The organism is Streptomyces sp. NPDC002499 (assembly GCF_053595415.1).
Map to the genome: position 1 here is coordinate 12,875 of NZ_JBSFXO010000016.1, position 19,043 is coordinate 31,917.

15 protein-coding genes and 2 pseudogenes are annotated in these 19,043 nt (G+C 69.1%); 11 read left to right on the forward strand and 6 right to left on the reverse strand.

Annotated elements, in window-relative coordinates:
* Positions 1–41: 41 nt before the first annotated feature.
* Entirely contained in the window at positions 42–1,418 is a 1,377-nt protein-coding gene (locus ACWD5F_RS38785) for a cation:dicarboxylate symporter family transporter (protein ID WP_401728757.1), read from the reverse strand.
* A 230-nt stretch (positions 1,419–1,648) separates the two neighbouring features.
* Between ACWD5F_RS38785 and ACWD5F_RS38790 the strand changes: the two are divergent.
* The 6 genes and pseudogenes from ACWD5F_RS38790 to ACWD5F_RS38815 form a co-directional block, all read left to right on the forward strand.
* Positions 1,649–3,256: pseudogene (locus ACWD5F_RS38790) on the forward strand (sensor histidine kinase); the annotation flags it as partial.
* A 653-nt stretch (positions 3,257–3,909) separates the two neighbouring features.
* Complete coding sequence (locus ACWD5F_RS38795) at positions 3,910–4,602, forward strand: response regulator (protein WP_451260976.1); 693 nt, start codon at positions 3,910–3,912, stop codon at positions 4,600–4,602.
* Positions 4,603–4,699: 97 nt separating this feature from the next.
* Positions 4,700–6,097 carry an extracellular solute-binding protein gene (locus ACWD5F_RS38800; protein ID WP_451260977.1) on the forward strand — a complete coding sequence of 466 codons (1,398 nt, stop codon included), beginning with the start codon at positions 4,700–4,702 and terminating at the stop codon, positions 6,095–6,097.
* 13 nt (positions 6,098–6,110) lie between these two features.
* A complete protein-coding gene (locus ACWD5F_RS38805) occupies positions 6,111–7,058 on the forward strand; it encodes a carbohydrate ABC transporter permease (protein ID WP_401728762.1) in 948 nt (315 codons plus the stop codon).
* Positions 7,059–7,063: 5 nt separating this feature from the next.
* Entirely contained in the window at positions 7,064–7,927 is an 864-nt protein-coding gene (locus ACWD5F_RS38810; RefSeq protein WP_451260978.1) for a carbohydrate ABC transporter permease, read from the forward strand.
* Between the two features lie 33 nt (positions 7,928–7,960).
* Entirely contained in the window at positions 7,961–8,317 is a 357-nt protein-coding gene (locus ACWD5F_RS38815; protein WP_451260979.1) for a VOC family protein, read from the forward strand.
* Positions 8,318–8,333: 16 nt separating this feature from the next.
* Here the strand turns inward: ACWD5F_RS38815 and ACWD5F_RS38820 are convergent.
* A pseudogene (locus ACWD5F_RS38820) lies at positions 8,334–8,681 on the reverse strand (maltokinase N-terminal cap-like domain-containing protein); the annotation flags it as partial.
* A gap of 337 nt (positions 8,682–9,018) precedes the next feature.
* Between ACWD5F_RS38820 and ACWD5F_RS38825 the strand changes: the two are divergent.
* Positions 9,019–9,750, forward strand: a complete 732-nt coding sequence (locus ACWD5F_RS38825; RefSeq protein WP_451260980.1) for a helix-turn-helix domain-containing protein — start codon at positions 9,019–9,021, stop codon at positions 9,748–9,750.
* Positions 9,751–9,764: 14 nt separating this feature from the next.
* On the opposite strand, the gene ACWD5F_RS38830 is transcribed toward ACWD5F_RS38825, so the two are convergent.
* The gene (locus ACWD5F_RS38830; RefSeq protein WP_123997670.1) at positions 9,765–10,790 is read right to left on the reverse strand and encodes an ATP-dependent 6-phosphofructokinase; all 1,026 of its coding nucleotides are present in this window, start codon (positions 10,788–10,790) and stop codon (positions 9,765–9,767) included.
* A gap of 236 nt (positions 10,791–11,026) precedes the next feature.
* On the opposite strand from ACWD5F_RS38830, the gene pta reads away from it, so the two are divergent.
* The 3 genes from pta to pyk all read left to right on the forward strand — a co-directional run bounded on the left by pta (position 11,027) and on the right by pyk (position 15,859).
* Positions 11,027–13,117: a phosphate acetyltransferase gene (gene pta / locus ACWD5F_RS38835; protein ID WP_451260981.1), complete on the forward strand. Its 2,091-nt coding sequence runs from the start codon at positions 11,027–11,029 to the stop codon at positions 13,115–13,117.
* Positions 13,114–14,322 carry an acetate kinase gene (locus tag ACWD5F_RS38840; RefSeq protein ID WP_451260982.1) on the forward strand — a complete coding sequence of 403 codons (1,209 nt, stop codon included), beginning with the start codon at positions 13,114–13,116 and terminating at the stop codon, positions 14,320–14,322. The genes pta and ACWD5F_RS38840 overlap by 4 nt, the downstream gene beginning before the upstream one ends.
* Before the next feature lie 109 nt (positions 14,323–14,431).
* Positions 14,432–15,859, forward strand: a complete 1,428-nt coding sequence (pyk, locus tag ACWD5F_RS38845) for a pyruvate kinase (protein WP_451260983.1) — start codon at positions 14,432–14,434, stop codon at positions 15,857–15,859.
* Between the two features lie 107 nt (positions 15,860–15,966).
* Here the strand turns inward: pyk and ACWD5F_RS38850 are convergent, their stop codons facing one another.
* Together ACWD5F_RS38850 and ACWD5F_RS38855 are read right to left on the reverse strand one after the other, a co-directional pair.
* Positions 15,967–17,295, reverse strand: coding sequence for a hypothetical protein (locus ACWD5F_RS38850; RefSeq protein WP_451260984.1), 1,329 nt, complete (start codon positions 17,293–17,295; stop codon positions 15,967–15,969).
* The gene (locus tag ACWD5F_RS38855) at positions 17,285–17,866 is read right to left on the reverse strand and encodes a DUF6114 domain-containing protein (RefSeq protein ID WP_451260985.1); all 582 of its coding nucleotides are present in this window, start codon (positions 17,864–17,866) and stop codon (positions 17,285–17,287) included. The genes ACWD5F_RS38850 and ACWD5F_RS38855 overlap by 11 nt, the downstream gene beginning before the upstream one ends.
* Here ACWD5F_RS38855 and ACWD5F_RS38860 point away from each other — a divergent pair.
* Entirely contained in the window at positions 17,865–18,014 is a 150-nt protein-coding gene (locus ACWD5F_RS38860) for a hypothetical protein (RefSeq protein ID WP_450357109.1), read from the forward strand. The genes ACWD5F_RS38855 and ACWD5F_RS38860 overlap by 2 nt on opposite strands.
* A 4-nt stretch (positions 18,015–18,018) precedes the next feature.
* On the opposite strand, the gene ACWD5F_RS38865 is transcribed toward ACWD5F_RS38860, so the two are convergent.
* Positions 18,019–18,651, reverse strand: a complete 633-nt coding sequence (locus ACWD5F_RS38865) for a DUF6230 family protein (RefSeq protein ID WP_451260986.1) — start codon at positions 18,649–18,651, stop codon at positions 18,019–18,021.
* Positions 18,652–19,043: the final 392 nt, after the last annotated feature.

Here is a 19,043-nt window from a genome sequence, read left to right on the forward strand (position 1 = left end):
GGGGGGAACACCCAGCCACCCGGCGTCCTGCGGGCCGTTCCTCAGGCCTTGGCGAGTTCCTTCTCGCCACCCTGCTCCGGGAGTTCGACCGGGGCGTCGTCCCCCTCATCGAGCAGGGTCGTCTCGTCGAAGGGCAGCTCGCCGGCGAGCACCTGGCGGACGCGCTCGTTGTCGATCTCCTTGGTCCAGGTGCCGATCAGGACGGTGGCGACCGCGTTGCCCGCGAAGTTGGTCAGGGCGCGGGCCTCGCTCATGAAGCGGTCGATGCCGACGATCAGACCGACGCCGTCCACCAGGGCCGGCTTGTGCGACTGCAGACCACCGGCCAGCGTGGCGAGGCCGGCGCCGCTGACGCCCGCCGCGCCCTTGGAGGCGAGCAGCAGGAAGAGCAGCAGCGGGATCTGCTCGCCGATGGACATCGGGGTGCCCAGGGCGTCGGCGATGTAGAGGGACGCCATGGTCATGTAGATCATGGTGCCGTCGAGGTTGAAGGAGTAGCCGGTCGGGACGGTGATGCCGACGACGGGCTTGCTGACGCCCAGGTGCTCCATCTTCGCGATGAGCCGCGGCAGCGCGGACTCGGAGGAGGAGGTCGACAGGATGAGCAGGAACTCCCGGGCCAGGTACTTGAACAGCACGAGGATGTTCAGCCCCGCGATGAGCCGCAGCATCAGGCCGAGCACGATGAAGACGAACAGCACACAGGTCACGTAGAAGCCGAGCATCAGGACCGCGAGGCTCTTGAGCGCGTCGACACCGGCGGAGCCGACGACCGCGGCGATCGCGCCGAAGGCGCCGATCGGGGCGGCCCACATGACCATGGCGAGGATGCGGAAGACGAGCCGCTGGATGTGCTCGACACCGCGCAGGATCGGCTGGCCGGTCGAACCCATCGCCTGGAGCGCGAAGCCGGCGAGCAGGGCGATCAGCAGGGTCTGCAGGACCTGGCCCTCGGTGAAGGCGGAGACGAAGGTCAGCGGGATGATCGACAGGACGAAGTCGACGGGCGGCAGCGCGTCGGCCGACACCTGGTCGTGTCCGGACGCCTTGATCGCGTCGGTGATGTGCAGTCCGTCGCCCGGGTGCAGGATGTTGCCGACGACCAGGCCGATGCCCAGGGCGACCAGCGACATCACCAGGAAGTAGCCGAGCGCGATACCGCCGACGGCGCCGACCTTGGCGGCCTTCCGTACGGAACCGATGCCGAGCACGATCGTGCAGAAGATGATCGGCGAGATCATCATCTTGATCAGGTTGACGAAGCCCGTACCGAGCGGCTTGAGCTCGATCCCGGCGTCGGGCCAGATCAGACCCACGGCGATGCCGAGCGCCACCGCGATGATGACGGCGATGTACAGATAGTGGGTGCGGTCCCGCTTCGCGGCGGGCGCGGCAGGTGCCGTAGGCGTCGTCGTCACGGCTGCCTCCTTGACGTCTTCGTCGGTAGGACCGGCGTGCGGCTCACGTCCGGGTCGGGCGAAGTGGGGGGTGGGGTGGAGCGGGGGAGAATGGGGGGACGAACGGCTGGAAACGGAGGCCGGAACCGGCCATATTGCTTCCGTATTGCGGTGACTATCTCCCGCCCTGTGAGCCCGGTCACCCTTCCGTTCATTTAGTTCACACTTAACGTGCGAGGCACACTGACGTCATGCGCATCCCCGTCCCGAGCCCCCGCAGCCTGGCCGGCCAGCTCTTCGCCATGCAGGCCGTGCTGATAGCGGTGCTCGTGGCCGGTTACGCGGTGTTCACGTACGTCAACGACGAGCGGCAGGCCGAGGACGCCGCCGGGCGGCAGGCGACGGCGGTGGCCCGCTCGGTCGCGGACTCGCCGTCGGTGCACGAGGCGATCGCCACCGCCCGCCCCAGCGTCGAGCTCCAGCCCTACGCGATGAAGGTGATGGCGGACACCGAGGTCGACTTCGTCACGATCATGGATCCGCGGGGGATCCGCTGGACCCACCCGAGCCCCGACCAGATCGGCCGGCCCTTCCTCGGTCACATCGACCGCGCGCTCAGGGGCGAGACCATCACCGAGACCTACACCGGCACCCTCGGCGCCTCGGTCCGCGCGGTCACACCCATCGAGAACGACGACCACGTGATCATCGGCCTGGTCAGCGCCGGCATCAAGGTCGAGGCGATCAGCGAACGGGTCCGGGCCCAGCTGGCCACCATGCTCGGCGTCGCGGCCGGCGCCCTCGCGCTCGGCGGCCTCGGCACCTACGTCATCAACGCCCGGCTGCGCCGCCACACCCACGGCATGAACGCGGCCGAGCTCAGCCACATGCACGACTATCACGAGGCGGCACTGCATGCCGTACGCGAGGGGCTGTTGATGCTCGACGGGCAGTACCGTGTGGCGCTGATCAACGACGGTGGACGGGAGTTGCTGGGTGTGGCCGGTGACGTGGTGGGCCGATCGGTGGCCGAGCTGGGTCTGCCCGCACAGCTGACCGGCGCGCTGCTGGCGTCGGAGCCGCGGGTGGACGAGGTGCATCTGGCGGCGGACCGGGTGCTGGTGGTCAACACCTCGCCGGTGTCGGGCGGTGAGCGCCGCGGCACGGTCGTCACACTCCGGGACGTGACCGAACTCCAGTCCGTGATGGGCGAGTTGGACTCGGAGCGCGGTTTCACGCAGGCGCTGCGCTCGCAGGCCCACGAGGCGGCGAACCGGCTGCACACGGTCGTCTCACTCATCGAACTGGGCCGCGCCGAGGAGGCCGTCGACTTCGCCACCGCCGAACTGGAGCTGGCCCAGGCACTGACCGACCAGGTGGTGGCCGCGGTGGGCGAACCGGTACTGGCCGCCCTGCTGCTCGGCAAGACGGCGCAGGCGAACGAGCGGGGCGTGGAGCTGGTGGTGTCGGAGGACAGCCGTCTCGACGACGGCCTGCTGCCGCCCTCGCTCCCGCCCCGGGACCTGGTCACGATCCTCGGCAACCTCATCGACAACGCGGTGGACGCGGCCCAGGGCAGCGTGCGGGCCCGGGTGACGGTGACGGCGTACACCGCGCCCGCGGACGGCTCCGCCGGACCGGCCGAGCTGGTCCTCAAGGTCTCCGACACGGGCACCGGGGTCGATCCGGCCCACGCCGAGATGGTCTTCCAGCGCGGCTTCTCCACGAAACCGTCGGGCCCGGGCGGCCGAGGCCTCGGCCTGGCCCTGGCCCGGCAGGCGGTGCAGCGACACGGCGGAGTACTGACGGTGACCGAGGCGGACGGCGGCGGAGCGGAGTTCGACGTACGGATGCCGTTGCGGACGGCGGTGCGAGCGGGGGACTCGGACGCGGCATCTCGGGAGCGGACACCTCAGAAGCCGGCGCCTCGCGAGCGGGCATCTCGCGAGCCTGTCCCTGGGGAGACCACGCTCCGGGAAGCCGCTGCCCCAGAGGCCGGGGCGCGGGAGACCGCGAGCCCGGAGACCGGGGCGTGGAAGACCGGGGCGCGGGAGACCGCGAGCCCGGAGACCGGCGCGCGAAAGACCGCGAGCCCAGAGACCGTGGCGCGGAAGACCGCGAGCCCAGAGACCGTGGCGCGGGAGACCGCGAGCCCAGAGACCGGCACGCGGAAGACCCCGACCCCGGAGACCGTGGCCCCGAAGGCCGAGGCGTCGGAGACCGCGGGCCGGAAAGCCCCGGCCCAGGAGTTCACGGGACCAAGCACGCCTCGGAAACACACAGACCCGGAAACTGCCGCCTCCGAGGCCACGGCGTGGAAACCCGCAGCCACGAAGACCACAGACCCTCACCCCGCTGCCCCGCAGACCGAGCCCGAGGAGACCGCACCTCAGGAAGCCCGTACCCGAGGAGCCGCCGACCGGGCGGTCGTCACCTCGGCGGCCGCGGCCCAAGAAGGCACGCCCTCGGCATCCCCGTCGGTTCGGGCCTCGCGTGGGCCGGGAGGCACGGCATGACGGGCCCCGCCGCCGACCCGATCCGCGTGCTGGTCGTCGAGGACGACCCCGTGGCCGCGGACGCGCATGTCATGTACGTCGGGCGGGTGCCGGGCTTCGCGGCGGTCGGCAAGGCGCACACCGGCGCGGAGGCGCGGCGTCTGCTGGACCGTACGCCGGTGGATCTGCTCCTGCTCGACCTGCATCTGCCCGATGTGCACGGGCTGCAGTTCGCGCGGTCGCTGCGGGCCGCCGGTCATCACGCGGACGTGATAGCGGTGACCTCGGCACGGGACCTGACCGTGGTGCGGGAGGGGGTCTCGCTGGGGGTCGTGCAGTACGTGCTGAAGCCGTTCACCTTCGCGACCCTGCGGGACCGGCTCGTGCGGTACGCGGAGTTCCGGGGGGCCGCAGGCGAGGCGAGCGGCCAGGACGAGGTGGACCGGGCGCTGGCGACCCTGCGGGCGCCCTCACCGGCCGCGCTGCCGAAGGGGCTGAGCGGGCCGACCCTGGAGCGGGTGACCGGGGCGCTGCGGGAGGCCGAGGAGGGGCTGACCGCAGCGGGGGTCGCCGTGGCGGTGGGCATCTCGCGGATCACCGCCAGGCGGTATCTGGAGCACCTGGTGGAGGCGGGGCGGGCGGGGCGCAGTCCGTTGTATGGCCAGGTGGGAAGGCCCGAGCTGGTTTATCGGTGGGTTCGTACGCGTTAGAACCCTCGTCGACCAAGACGTGACCCGCACGGTCATTGACCTGACTAGACCATTCCTCTTACGTTCGCGGGCAACCAACTCGGCCGACAACGTAGTCATGCCCGTAGGAGGTCGTCCCGTGCGCCCCACCGCCGTCCGCCCCCAGCTCACCGTTCTTCTCACGCTCGCCGTCGCCGCCACCGGCCTCACCGCCTGTGGCAGCGGGTCCGGGAGTGACCCGGACACCGTGAAGATCTCCTTCAAACAGTCCACCGACAACTCGATCCATGTGATGGACGACTTCCTCGGGGACATCAAGAAGCAGTTCGAGAAGGAGAACCCCGGCAAGAAGGTCGAACTCGTCCCGATCAAGGCCCCGGACTCGGAGTACTACACCAAGCTCCAGCAGATGCTCCGCTCCCCCAAGACCGCCCCCGACCTGGTCTACGAGGACACCTTCCTCATCAACTCGGACATCACCAGCGGGTACCTGAAGCCGCTCGACAGCTACCTCGCCAAGTGGCCGGACTGGAACCAGTTCATCGACACCGCGAAGGCCGCCGCGCAGGGCGAGGACGGCAAGACGTACGGCGTCCCGGACGGCACCGACACCCGGGGCCTCTGGTACGACAAGGCCATCTTCAAGAAGGCGGGCCTGCCCGCGACCTGGCAGCCCAAGACGTGGGACGACGTGCTCGCCGCGGCCCGCACGATCAAGGAGAAGGTCCCCGGGGTCACCCCGCTCAACGTCTACACCGGCAAGCCGGCCGGCGAGGCGTCCACCATGCAGACCTTCGAGATGCTGCTGTACGGCACGAACGACGGCAAGACGGACCCGCTGTACGACAAGGCGACGAAGAAGTGGGTGGCCGGCAGCCAGGGGTTCAAGGACTCCCTTCAGTTCGTCGAGACGGTCTTCAAGGAGAAGCTCGGCCCGGACGTCTCCGACGCCCTCGACCCCAACTTCGGCACCCAGGTCCGCGGTGAACTGCTGCCCAAGGGCAAGCTCGGCATCGACCTCGACGGCTCGTGGCTGCCGCAGGACTGGCTGCCGGGCAGTGGCCACGAATGGCCCGAGTGGTCCGAGAAGCTGGGCCTCGCCGCGATGCCCACCCAGCACGGCCAGGCGCCCGGCAAGGTGAGCATGTCCGGCGGCTGGACCTGGTCGGTCCCGGCCAAGGCCGGCAACCCCGACCTCGCCTTCGACTTCATCAAGACCATGCAGACCAAGGCGAACGCCCAGAAGTGGTACATCGCCAACTCCGGTATCGCGGTCCGCAAGGACGTCGCGGGCGACCCCTCGTACGCCACCGCGCAGCCCGGCATCAAGTTCTTCACGGACCTGGTGGCGAGCACGCACTACCGGCCGGCGTACCCCGCGTACCCGAAGGTCTCCACGGCCGTCCAGGAGGCGATGGAGGCCGTGACGACGGGTGACTCGTCGGTGGAGAAGGCGGCGAGTTCGTACGACGACGATCTCAAGTCGGCCACCGACAACCAGGTGATCGAGAAGTGAGCGGCGACCGCCGATGACCACCGCACCGCAGCAGGCGGGCCCGGGCGTGACGAAAGTCCCCCCGGGCCCGGCGCCCCGCACACCCGACCCGCAGCGCCGCCCGCGCACGCGCACCCTGGCCCGCTTCCTCCCCCTCTCCCCCGCCGTGATCCTCCTGCTGCTCTTCCTCGCGGGACCGATCGGCTACTGCGCCTACATCGCCTTCACCGACCTCCAGTTGACCGGCCAGGCCCACTCCTCCTTCGTCGGCCTCGCGAACTTCCGCGCGGCCTTCCAGGACGAGGAGTTCCTCAACGCCGTATGGCTGACGCTGGTGTTCACGGTCCTGTCCTCGCTGATCGGGCAGAACACGCTCGGCCTGGCGCTCGCCACCCTCATGCAGCGCGCGTCGAAGCCGATCCGCACGCTCGTCGGCGGGATCGTGATCACGGCGTGGGTCCTGCCCGAAGTCGTGGCGGGCTTCCTCCTCTACGCCTTCTTCCGGCGCGAGGGCACTCTGAACGCCATCCTGGACTGGCTCCATCTCCCGTCCCAGAACTGGCTGTTCACCCTCCCGATCCTCGCGGTGTCCTTCGCCAACGTCTGGCGCGGCACGGCCTTCTCGATGCTGGTCTACACGGCCGCGCTCAACGAGATCCCGAAGGAGATCACGGAGGCCGCCGAGGTCGACGGCGCGGGCGGCTGGCGCCGCATGTGGCACATCACGCTCCCGATGATCCGCCGCTCCATCGGCACGAACCTGATGCTCAACACCCTCCAGACCCTGTCGGTCTTCGGACTGATCTGGGTGATGACGAGGGGCGGCCCGGGCGACAAGAGCCAGACGCTCCCCCTGTTCATGTACGAACAGGCCTTCCAGAACAGCATGATCGGCTACGGCACTGCGGTGGCGTTGCTGCTGCTGGTGGTCGGCGCGCTGTTCTCGCTCGTCTACGTACGACTGCTGCGGACGGAGGTCTGACCCGCATGGCACTCTCAAGGACACTCCCCCGCTCCGCCCGCCTGGCCGACCGCAGGACAACCCGGCGGTTGGCCGCGGACGTGGGGCTCCTGGTGGCCGCCGCCGCGTTCGCGCTGCCGCTGATCTGGGTCGTCCTGTCCTCGGTGGACCCGCACGCGAACCTCAGGGTGAAGGCTCCCGACGGCCTCACCTTCGGCAACTTCGACGCGATCCTCACGCAGGACATCACCTTCACGCCGCTGCTCAACAGTCTCATCCTGTGCGGCGGCGCGACCCTGCTGACGGTGGTCTGCGCGGCCCTGGCCGCCTACCCCCTGTCCCGCTTCAAGTCCCGCCTCAACCGGCCCTTCCTCCTGACGATCCTGTTCACCACGAGCCTGCCGATCACGGCGATCATGGTCCCGGTCTACGCACTCTTCGTGCAGGTGAACCTGATCGACACCATGCAGGGCACGATCCTCTTCTTCGCCGCCTCCCAACTCCCCTTCGCCATCTGGCTGATGAAGAACTTCATGGACGGCGTCCCGAAGGAGTTGGAGGAGGCGGCCTGGACGGACGGCGCCTCCGCCTTCCAGTCCCTGATCCGCATCGTCCTGCCCCTCATGGGCCCCGGTGTGGCGGTCGTGACGATCTTCTCCTTCGTCATGATGTGGGGGAACTTCTTCGTCCCCTTCATGCTGCTGCTCACCCCGGACCAGATGCCGGCGAGCGTGAGCATCAACGAGTTCTTCGGCAACCGCGGAATGGTGGCGTACGGGCAGCTGGCCGCGTTCTCGGTCGTCTACTCGACGCCGGTGATCCTGCTGTACGTGCTGATCGCCCGACGGCTGGGCGGCGGCTTCGCGCTGGGGGGTGCCGTCAAGGGCTGAGCGAACCCGCCCGGCCTGGGGCAGGATGGCGCCATGGAACGTGTACTCGGAATCGGCGGCTACTTCCTGCGGGCCACGGACCCGGAGGCTCTGACCGCCTGGTATCGCGACTGCCTCGGCCTGGACACCGACGAACACGGCCTCTGGCACCAGGACCCCGGCCCGACGGTCTTCGCGACCTTCGAGCCCAAGACCGACTACTTCGGCTCCCCCACCCAGCAGACCATGCTCAACTTCCGGGTCCGCGACCTGGACGCGATGCTCACGCAACTCCGCGCCAAGGGCGCGGACGTCTCCGACGAGACACAGGACATGGAGGGCGTGGGCCGCTTCGGCTGGGTCACGGATCCCGAGGGCAACCGACTGGAGCTGTGGCAGCCGGCCGATTGACCGGGGGGCAGGGGCCCTACTGCGGTGCCACGGCAGCGAGTACGCCCCGCGCCGGCGTCCCGTCCGGCCAGTTCCACCCGGCGACGAGCCGCCCGGACGAGCCCTGCGGGGCCTCGGCCGAGCGCAGTACGCGGTTGACCCGAACATCGAGCGGGTCACCGGGCCCGGCACCGATCCCGTCGACGACAACGGTCGGATCAGGAGCATGACTCCGGCTCTGCTGCTGCGGCACGGCCTCACCGCGCAGCAGGGCTCCCAACTGCACCATCACGACCGGATCGTGAACACCGTCGTAGATCCACCGCGTGCCGAGCACCCCGTGCTCGGAGGTCCCGATGAACGCTGCACCGGGGACACCCTCAAGTCACCGACGTACCAACTCTGCTCGGGCAGCCAGTCGAATAGGCTGCGTCTCGGCGGTTGATTCGTCAACCACCCGTATGGATTGCGCCGCCCGCGCAGGACCCCCAAATCCCCACACGTCAGCTCCGCCTTGACGCACACGCCTTCGAAGCCGACCTCGCCCCTCACGGCCGTCAAGCGCAAAAGGCAAGGTAGATCGGCATATTCATCGCCGCCCGCCTTGAGCCACCACTGCCCGGCCCGACCCCTCTCTGGCCGGATCCGTACGTTCCTACAATCCGTATTCCTGGCCGAACGGACCGTAGTCACCGCACCCAGGGACCCCTATTTTGTGCCCCGTGCACCAACCCCCGGCCCACCCGAACCCGCCGAATCAGCCAAGCTCCTCGGCTCCGCCCTTCAACGCCCCCGCCGCCCGTCGGCTGCGGTCCGCGCTGAACATGGGGCCCGAGCATGTCGCCTACGGGCTGCGTACCTCGTACGGGCTGCCCTACGTCACCCCGGATCTCGTCGTCGCCTGGGAGCGGGGACTGACCGCGCCCAGCAGTCCCGAACTCACCGCCCTCGCGGGCGTGTTGTGGTGTTCCCTCGGTGAACTCATCGGGAGACCAAGAACGTTGGGCGAGCACCGGATCGCCCGGGCGCTCGCCCCGGAGGACGTGGCGCGGGCCGTCGGGCTCGAACTGCGGGCGTATCTCCAGATGGAGGAGGAGAACACCTGGCGCGGCGGCGACCGTCAGTCCGCGGCCCTCGCCGAGGTGCTCGACCTCTCGATCCCGGACTTCGTCGCGGTCACCGGCCGTGAGGCCAGGCTCGCCGAGCTGCTCCGCAGTGCCGCGACCACGCGCTGGCAGGCGTACGTCCGGCAGGTGACCAAGCTGGTGCCGCTGGACCGGCGCCTCCTGGAGGACGTCCTCCAGGAGCTCCACCAGGACTACCAGGGGCAGATGGTCGCCTCGCTGAACTGGGGCGAGGGCGCTTCGGCCGGCACGGCACTCGACTCCGGCCGCGCCTACCTGGACCGGATCGTCGACCACTTCTGGGCCGCGGTCCAGGACAACAGCTCCTGAGAGACCGGCAGTTCCTAGAAGACCGACTCCGCCTCGTCCATCCGGTCCTTCGGCACCGTCTTCAGCTCGGTCACCGCCTCCGCGAGCGGCACCATCTCGATGTCCGTCCCGCGCAGCGCCGTCATCTTGCCGAAGTCGCCCCGGTGCGCCGCCTCCACGGCGTGCCAGCCGAAGCGGGTGGCGAGGACGCGGTCGTAGGCCGTGGGGACACCGCCGCGCTGCACATGGCCCAGGATGACCGGCTTGGCCTCCTTGCCGAGACGGCGCTCCAGCTCGTACGCGAGCGCCGTACCGATGCCCTGGAAGCGCTCGTGGCCGAACTGGTCGATGTCGCCCTTGCCGTAGTCCATGGAGCCCTCGGCGGGGTGCGCGCCCTCGGCCACGCAGACCACCGCGAACTTCTTGCCGCGGGCGAAGCGCTCCTCGACCATCTTGACCAGGTCGGCCGGGTCGAAGGGGCGCTCGGGCAGGCAGATGCCGTGGGCGCCGGCCGCCATGCCGGACTCCAGGGCGATCCAGCCGGCGTGCCGGCCCATGACCTCGACGACCATCACGCGCTGGTGGGACTCGGCGGTCGTCTTGAGGCGGTCCATCGCCTCCGTGGCGACGCCGACCGCGGTGTCGAAGCCGAAGGTGCGGTCCGTGGAGGAGATGTCGTTGTCGATCGTCTTCGGCACGCCGACCACCGGCAGACCCGCGTCGTGCAGCATGCGCGCCGCCGTCAGCGTGCCCTCGCCGCCGATCGGGATCAGTACGTCGATGCCGAAGTCGCGCGCGATGTCCGCCACGTTCTCGCAGGCCTCGCGCAGCCGGTCGCGCTCGAGGCGGGAGGAGCCGAGGATCGTGCCGCCGCGGGCCAGGATGCCGCTGACCGCGTCGAGGTCGAGGGTGCGGTAGTGGCTGTCGAGCAGGCCGGCGTAACCGTCCTCGAAGCCGATGACCTCGTCGCCGTACGTGGTGACCGCTCGGTGCACGACCGACCTGATCACGGCGTTCAGACCAGGGCAGTCGCCGCCTGCGGTGAGAACTCCGATGCGCATCGTGCTGTGTCTCCTGCTCGGTGTCGTCGATACCGGTGAGCCGGTCCGATTCTTTCATGCCCGGCAGGACGGTGTCGCTTCTGGTATGTATGACCCGATTGGCCCTATCGGGTTGTCCGGACGGGCCCGGAGGTCCGACGGGCGCCTTATCCCCCGTTACGGGTACCGTCAAGAAGGTTCTGCTCACCTCGGTGGGCGATTTTTGTGCCCCACGAAAGACCGAACGGAGAGCACGCGTGACCCGCAGCGTGTACGTGACCGGGATCGACCGCGGCGACGGCCGCCAGGTCGTCGAGCTGGGAGTGATGGAGCTCCTGACCCGGCAGGTCGACCGGGTCGGGGTGTTCCGACCGCTCGTCCACCACATCCCGGACCGCCTGTTCGAGCTGCTGCGCGCCCGCTACCGGCTCTCCCAGGACCCGACCACGGTCTACGGCATGGACTACCACGAGGCGTCCGCCCGCCAGGCCGAGCAGGGCACCGACGAACTGGTGTCGACCCTCGTCGACCGCTTCCACGCCGTCGCCCGCGACTACGACGTCGTCCTCGTCCTCGGCACCGACTTCGCCGACACCCAGCTCCCGGACGAGCTCTCCCTCAACGCCCGCCTCGCCAACGAGTTCGGGGCGTCCGTGATCCCCGTGGTCGGCGGCCGCAAGCAGAACGCCGAGTCCGTGCTCGCCGAGACGCGCAACGCCTACCGGGCCTACGCGAGCCTGGGCTGCGACGTCCTGGCCATGGTGACCAACCGGGTGGCCAGGGAGGACCGGGACGAGATCGCCGCGAGCCTGGACTCCCGGCTGCCGGTGCCGTGTTACGTCCTGCCCGACGAACCCGCGCTCGCCGCCCCGACGGTCTCCCAGATCGGCCAGGCCCTCGGCGCCAAGGTGCTGCTCGGCGACGAGTCGGGGCTCGCCCGGGACGTACTGGACTTCGTCTTCGGCGGCGCGATGCTGCCGAACTTCCTGGGCGCCCTGACCCCGGGCTGTCTGGTCGTCACCCCGGGCGACCGCGCCGACCTGGTCGTCGGCTCGCTCGCCGCGCACAGCGCCGGCACCCCGCCGATAGCCGGCGTCCTGCTCACCCTGGACGAGGTGCCGACCGACGAGGTCCTCACCCTCGCCGCCCGCCTCGCCCCGGGCACCCCGGTGCTCTCGGTGGCCGGCAACAGCTTCACCACGGCCACCGAACTCTTCTCCCTGGAGGGGAAGTTGAACGCGGCGACGCCCAGGAAGGCGGAGACCGCGCTCGGCCTCTTCGAGCGGTACGTCGACAACACCGACCTCACCCGCCGCGTCTCCGCCCCGAGCAGCGACCGCGTCACGCCGATGATGTTCGAGCACAAGCTGCTCGACCAGGCCCGCTCCGATCTGCGCCGGGTCGTGCTGCCCGAGGGCACCGAACCGCGCGTCCTGCACGCGGCCGAGGTGCTGCTGCGCCGCGGGGTCTGCGACCTCACGCTGCTCGGCCCGCTCGACCAGATCCGCAAGCGCGCCGCCGACCTCGGCATCGACCTGGGCGACACCCAGTTGATCGACCCGGCCACCAGCGAGCTGCGCGACTCCTTCGCCGAGAAGTACGCCCGCTTCCGCGCCCACCGGGGCGTCACCGTCGAGCTGGCCTACGACGTCGTCTCGGACGTGAACTACTTCGGCACGCTCATGGTCCAGGAGGGCTACGCGGACGGCATGGTCTCCGGTTCCGTGCACTCCACGGCCGCGACCATCCGCCCCGCCTTCGAGATCATCAAGACCAAGCCGGACGCGGACATCGTCTCGTCGGTCTTCTTCATGTGCCTCGCCGACAAGGTGCTGGTGTACGGCGACTGCGCCGTGAACCCGGACCCGAACGCCGAGCAGTTGGCCGACATCGCCATCCAGTCGGCCGCCACCGCCGAGCAGTTCGGGGTGGAGCCGCGGATCGCGATGCTGTCGTACTCGACCGGTACGTCCGGCTCGGGCGCCGACGTCGACAAGGTGCGGGAGGCCACCGAGCTGGTGCGCGAGCGGCGCCCGGATCTGCGGATCGAGGGACCGATCCAGTACGACGCCGCCGTCGAGCCGACCGTCGCCGCGACCAAGCTGCCGGAATCCGAAGTCGCAGGCCAGGCAAGCGTGTTGATCTTCCCGGACCTCAACACCGGCAACAACACCTACAAGGCCGTGCAGCGTTCGGCCGGCGCGATCGCCGTCGGACCGGTGCTCCAGGGGCTGCGCAAGCCGGTCAACGACCTGTCCCGGGGCGCGCTCGTCCAGGACATCGTCAACACCGTCGCCATCACGGCGATCCAGGCCCAGAACCCGAACGAGAAGGCAACCGCCCAGTGAGCCCGTCCCGCGTCCTCGTCCTCAACTCCGGCTCCTCGTCGGTGAAGTACCAGCTGCTCGACATGAGCGACGGCGACCGGCTGGCCGCGGGGCTGGTCGAGCGGATCGGCGAGGAGAACGCGCGGCTGAAGCACACGCACCTCGCCGGCGGTGCCGAACGGGAGTGGACCGGGCCGATCGCCGATCACGAGGCCGCCCTGAAGGCCGTCTCGGAGGAACTGGCGAGGGACGGATTCGGGCTGGACTCACCGGAGTTGGTCGCCATCGGGCACCGGGTGGTGCACGGCGGCCGGACCTTCACCGAGCCGACGGTCATCGACGAGACCGTGCTCGCCGAGATCGAGCGGCTGATCCCCCTCGCGCCGCTGCACAACCCCGCCAACCTCATCGGCATCCGCACGGCGACGGCACTGCGCCCCGACCTGCCCCAGGTCGCCGTCTTCGACACCGCCTTCCACACCACGATGCCGGAGTCGGCGGCGCGCTACGCGATCGACGCGGCGACCGCCGACGCGTACCGCGTCCGGCGCTACGGCTTCCACGGCACCTCGCACGCGTACGTCTCCCGGGCGACGGCGAAACTGCTCGGGAAGGCGCCCGAGGACGTCAACGTGATCGTGCTGCACCTCGGCAACGGCGCGTCCGCGTCCGCCGTGCGGGGCGGGAAGTGCGTGGACACCTCCATGGGGCTGACGCCTTTGGAGGGACTCGTGATGGGGACCCGCTCGGGGGACATCGATCCGGCCGTCATCTTCCATTTGGCGCGTGTTGGCGGAATGTCCATCGATGAAATCGACACTCTTCTCAACAAGAAGAGCGGGCTCGTCGGCCTGTGCGGCGACAACGACATGCGGGAGATACGCCGCCGGATCGACGAGGGCGACGAGCGGGCACAGCTCGCCTTCGACATCTACATTCACCGCCTCAAGAAGTACATAGGCGCCTATTGCGCCGTGCTCGGTACGGTGGACGCGATCGCGTTCACGGCCGGAGTCGGCGAGAACGCGGCGCCGGTGCGCGAGGCGGCCGTCGCGGGCCTGGAGACCCTGGGCCCGGCGGTGGACAGCGCGCTGAACGCCGTACGCAGTGACCAGCCGCGGCTGATCTCGCCCGAGGACGCACGGGTGAAGGTCGCCGTGGTGCCGACCGACGAAGAACTGGAAATCGCGACGCAGACCTACGCACTGGTGAGACAGGGCGACTGAGCGGTAACCGGCAATTGAGCCCGACCTCGCAATTGAGCAAGGCCCCGCCCATTTGTTTCTTCCGCCAGACGGAATATTCCGTAGCGAAACAAACCGATAGGATCGTCCCATGCGCCGTTCGAAAATCGTCTGTACTCTCGGCCCCGCGGTCGACTCCCACGAAATGCTGGTCTCGATGATCGAGGCCGGAATGAACGTGGCCCGGTTCAACTTCAGCCACGGCACCCACGCCGAGCACCAGGGCCGGTACGACCGGGTCCGTGCCGCCGCCAAGGAGACCGGCCGGGCCATCGGTGTCCTCGCCGACCTCCAGGGCCCCAAGATCCGCCTGGAGACCTTCGCCGAGGGCCCGGTGGAGCTGGAGCGCGGCGACGAGTTCGTCATCACGACCGAGGACGTGCCGGGCGACAAGCACATCTGCGGCACGACCTACAAGGGCCTGCCGGGCGACGTCTCGCGCGGCGACCAGATCCTCATCAACGACGGCAACGTCGAGCTGAAGGTCCTCGACGTCGAGGGCTCGCGGGTCAAGACGATCGTCATCGAGGGCGGTGTCGTCTCCGACCACAAGGGCATCAATCTCCCGGGCACGGCGGTGAACGTGCCGGCGCTGTCCGAGAAGGACGTCGAGGACCTGCGCTTCGCACTGCGCATGGGCTGCGACATGGTCGCGCTGTCCTTCGTCCGGGACGCCAAGGACGTCGCCGACGTCCACAAGGTCATGGACGAGGAGGGCCGTCGCGTCCCCGTCATCGCCAAGGTGGAGAAGCCGCAGGCGGTCGACAACATGGAGGACGTCGTGATGGCGTTCGACGGCGTGATGGTCGCCCGTGGCGACCTGGCCGTCGAGTACCCGCTCGAGAAGGTCCCGATGGTGCAGAAGCGGCTCATCGAGCTGTGCCGCCGCAACGCCAAGCCGGTGATCGTGGCGACCCAGATGATGGAGTCGATGATCACCAACTCCCGCCCCACCCGCGCCGAGGCCTCCGACGTGGCCAACGCGATCCTGGACGGCGCGGACGCGGTCATGCTGTCCGCCGAGTCGAGCGTGGGCGCGTACCCGATCGAGACGGTCAAGACGATGTCGAAGATCGTCGTGGCGGCCGAGCAGGAGCTGATGAGCAAGGGCCTCCAGCCCCTGGTCCCCGGCAAGAAGCCGCGCACACAGAGCGGTTCGGTCGCGCGTGCCGCGTGCGAGATCGCGGACTTCCTGGGCGGCCGGGGCCTGGTGGCCTTCACGCAGTCCGGCGACACCGCGCGCCGCCTCTCCCGCTACCGCGCCTCACAGCCGATCATCGCCTTCACCACCGACGAGAACACCCGCAACCAGCTGGCGCTCAGCTGGGGCGTCGAGTCGCACGTCGTGCCGTTCGTGAACAGCACCGACGAGATGGTCGACATGGTCGACCAGGAGATCGCCAAGATCAACCGCTTCAGCCCCGGCGAGATCGTCATCATCACCGCCGGCTCGCCCCCCGGCGTCCCCGGCACCACGAACATGCTCCGCGTCCACCACATCGGCGGCGCCACCAACTGACACCCCCGAAAAGGCTCTTGAAGCCTCCTGTACGACGCTGAGGGCGCCCCCTGGAGAAGGGGGCGCCCTCAGTGTTGTGCGGCTCCCGGACGGGCTCGTGGCGATGTTCAGCTGGTGTAGACGTGCATCCCGGGGACGTGCAGCGTGCCGCCGAACTGCGCGGCCTGGACGACCTTCACGTTGGTGAAGTAGATCAACGGGATGTTCAGCGGCGGCGGGTTGTCGGGGCTGAACGTGATCGGGATCAGACCGAACAGGTTCCCGGAGATGCTCTCCGTGTACATCGTGGTGTCGCCGTCGGTGATCGTGGACGTCGAGCCCTTGGCGGCCTGCACGTGGTAGGTCTTGCCGGACTGTTCGTCGTTGACCGTCTGGTGCAGGTCGCCGATGTCGGTGCCGCTGGAGATGACGTACTTCAGCACCTTCTTCTTGGTGCCGTTGGCCGTCTTCACCTCGACCACGCCCTGGTAGTCGGCGCCCTTGAGGAGCAGCGAGCTGGCGTTCAGGTACCAGGGGTCGTCCGCCACCGGCACCTTGTTGTCGACGCCGCTCTCGTCGTCCGTGGCGGTCGGGCAGTCGTCCGCGTCCGTGGAGGAACTCGGCGACGGGCTCGGGCTCGCGGACGAAGTGGCCTCGTCGGCCGCCTCCTTGGCGGCGTCGGTGGCGTCCTTCGCCGCCTCGGACGCCTTGTCGGTCGTGTCCTTCACGGTGTCGTCCACCGTGTCGGTGAGCTTGTCCGTCGTGTCCTTGACCGTGCCCGCGGCGTCGGACGAGGTGTCCTTGCTCGCGCTCTCGGACGGGGACGCCGACGCCGACGGGGTGGCGCTCGGCGTGGCGCTGTCGTCGGAGCCGCCACCGGTGAGGATGTCACCGATCGTGTCGCCGATGGTGTCCAGCAGGCCGCCACCGCTGCTCTCGGACGCCGAGGGCGACGGAGTGGCGGTGTCGCCGCCGGAGTCGCCGGAACCGTCACTGGTGCTCTTGGACGGGGACGGCGTGGGCGTGGCCTTGTCGTCGGAACCCGAATCCGACGAAGGGGTCTTGCCCGGGTCGGAGTCCGAGCCCGAACCGGAGTCCGAGGAAGACGTCTCCGAGGGGCTCGGCGTCGCCGTGTCGGTCGACTCGCTCGCGGACGGCGACGGCGATCCCGAAGCGTCCTCGTCCTCAAGGGCCGCGAGGCAGTCCTTGTACTCGTCGGCGGTCAGGCTCTTGGCGGTCGGCGACGGCGAGGAGCCGTTGCTGTCGGCGAGCGCGAGGCTCGACGTGAACCCCATTCCCACGATGACCGCCGTGGGCATCGCCGCCATGGCTATCGCCTTGCCGGCCGGCATGTGGAACCTGGTGAACAGCGGCTTCTTGGGTGCCGCATGCCGCGGCCCGGTTCTCACACGGGACTCCTCCACGTCAGTCCCGTGGGTCACCTCGTCAGCCGGCACTGTGCCTCCCGTTCGCCCCGTTGGCCGGGCTCGTTCCTGACAGATCGTTCGGCTCGCCCACCACGGGCTTGAGGAGCGTGGTGTCCGGGTCGTTCCCCTGGGGAGCGTCGCCGTTCCCTTCGGGAGCGTCTCCGGTTCCCCGGGGGGCTTCGTACGCCCGCTCATCGGCGGGCGGTGCGCCCGGCGCCCACGACACGGCCATCGCGCCGCCGACGAGGGCGAACAGGAAGCCGATCAGGAAGCCGCCGAGGTTGGACACGGGGATGGACACCAGTCCCAGCAGGATCGAGGCGACGCCCGCGAAGGTGCGGACGTGCTTCTGGAACCAGAGGCTGAAACCCAGGACGACGAGCAGCACACCGATGATCAGGGACCCGGCACCAGCAGTGGTGGCCATCGCCAACGTGAGGTGACCGATCTGCAGATTCGCGTACGGGAAGTACGCGATGGGGACTCCGGCGAGCATGACGAACAGGCCGGCCCAGAACGGCCGGGTGCCTCGCCAGGCGCGGAACTGCAGCCTCCGGCGGCTGAACTGGCCGTCGGACACGGCAGGAGTCTCGGCGCTCATGGAAAACAGCTCCCTGGTGCGGCTTTTCTGTGGTGTGGTGCTGGTACTGGTGGTGTTGGTGTGGTGGTGGAGAGTTGTGCAGGCGGTGAAGAAGACCCGCGAAGAGTGGACGGGCGGGGGCGCCATCGGCTCCCCCGCCCGTCAGTGAGTGCTTAGAAGCACTCCTTGACACCCTGTGACACCGACATGTGCAGACCGCTGAGCTTGAAGGTTCCGGCGGTGGTGGCCCACGCCGTCTGCTTCACACCGGTCAGCGAGGCCTTGTCGGCCTGCTGCGCGAATCCGTACGGGTTCGCCTTGTCGCCCTTCTGGATGCCCGGACCCTTGCTGGCGTCCTTGGCCGCAACACCGATGTCGATGTTGGTGAAGGTCGCGTCGGCACTCAGGTCGTCGAGGTCGATGTACAGGTTCTCGGCCTCGACCGGCTTGTCACCGCCGCCCGCCTTCAGGATCAGGCTGACGCTGCCCAGCAGCGGGATGTCCGGGGTGACCACGGACTGGCACAGGCCCTTGATGCTCGCGGACTTGAACGCCGAGACCGCGACCGGGTGGGCCGTCTGCTTGCCATCGAGGGTGTACCCCGAGTCAATGGCTCCGTACTGCGAGAAGCCGGTGCCGGTCAGCGAGTCGGCCGACACCTTGAACTGCTGGCCGGACACGCTGAATGACGCGGCGAGAGCACCCTGGGCAAGGGCGACACCTATCGCGGCCGTAGCGGCGACGCTGGGCACCATGACCACAGCGAACCGCTTCCATCTCGTCCCGCCACGCACAAGGGACTCCATATTTCCTCCTTCTCGGACGTACATCTCCTGGCCCTGACTGCCCCATAGGTCGGCTCAGCCGGGCAGGGATGGGAGAAGTGCTACGTCCTCGGGAAGGGGAGCGCCCGCGCTCGGAGGCGCTGAACAGCGCACCGATCACCGGCGATCACCCCCGAGCGACAACCACTGGTCGCGCCTGACACGCATCACGCACAACCCTGCTGGACAGGCTCCACCCGTCGGGCGAAGACCCCCCTGTCCAAGAGCCGGCACCCGGGGCGCCTGCTCTGCTCGGTGGGGACCCAGGAACTCCCGCGATCCGACCGGCTGTCGGAGTACGGGAATGGACCGAGCGTCGCCGATCGTGGTGCATTCTCGCCGCCCGCACAAGGGGGTTCGTTACTGGCTAGTAA

Bases quoted from the DNA above. Each gene is read 5' to 3' on its own strand.
- ACWD5F_RS38815 (WP_451260979.1), top strand. From the start codon at position 7,961: ATGGAACGTGTACTCGGAATCGGCGGCTACTTCCTGCGGGCCACGGAC.
- ACWD5F_RS38865 (WP_451260986.1), bottom strand. From the start codon at position 18,651: ATGGAGTCCCTTGTGCGTGGCGGGACGAGATGGAAGCGGTTCGCTGTG.
- ACWD5F_RS38800 (WP_451260977.1), top strand. From the start codon at position 4,700: ATGCCCGTAGGAGGTCGTCCCGTGCGCCCCACCGCCGTCCGCCCCCAG.
- ACWD5F_RS38795 (WP_451260976.1), top strand. From the start codon at position 3,910: ATGACGGGCCCCGCCGCCGACCCGATCCGCGTGCTGGTCGTCGAGGAC.
- ACWD5F_RS38805 (WP_401728762.1), top strand. From the start codon at position 6,111: ATGACCACCGCACCGCAGCAGGCGGGCCCGGGCGTGACGAAAGTCCCC.
- ACWD5F_RS38830 (WP_123997670.1), bottom strand. From the start codon at position 10,790: ATGCGCATCGGAGTTCTCACCGCAGGCGGCGACTGCCCTGGTCTGAAC.
- pyk (WP_451260983.1), top strand. From the start codon at position 14,432: ATGCGCCGTTCGAAAATCGTCTGTACTCTCGGCCCCGCGGTCGACTCC.
- ACWD5F_RS38860 (WP_450357109.1), top strand. From the start codon at position 17,865: ATGGAAAACAGCTCCCTGGTGCGGCTTTTCTGTGGTGTGGTGCTGGTA.
- ACWD5F_RS38855 (WP_451260985.1), bottom strand. From the start codon at position 17,866: ATGAGCGCCGAGACTCCTGCCGTGTCCGACGGCCAGTTCAGCCGCCGG.
- ACWD5F_RS38810 (WP_451260978.1), top strand. From the start codon at position 7,064: ATGGCACTCTCAAGGACACTCCCCCGCTCCGCCCGCCTGGCCGACCGC.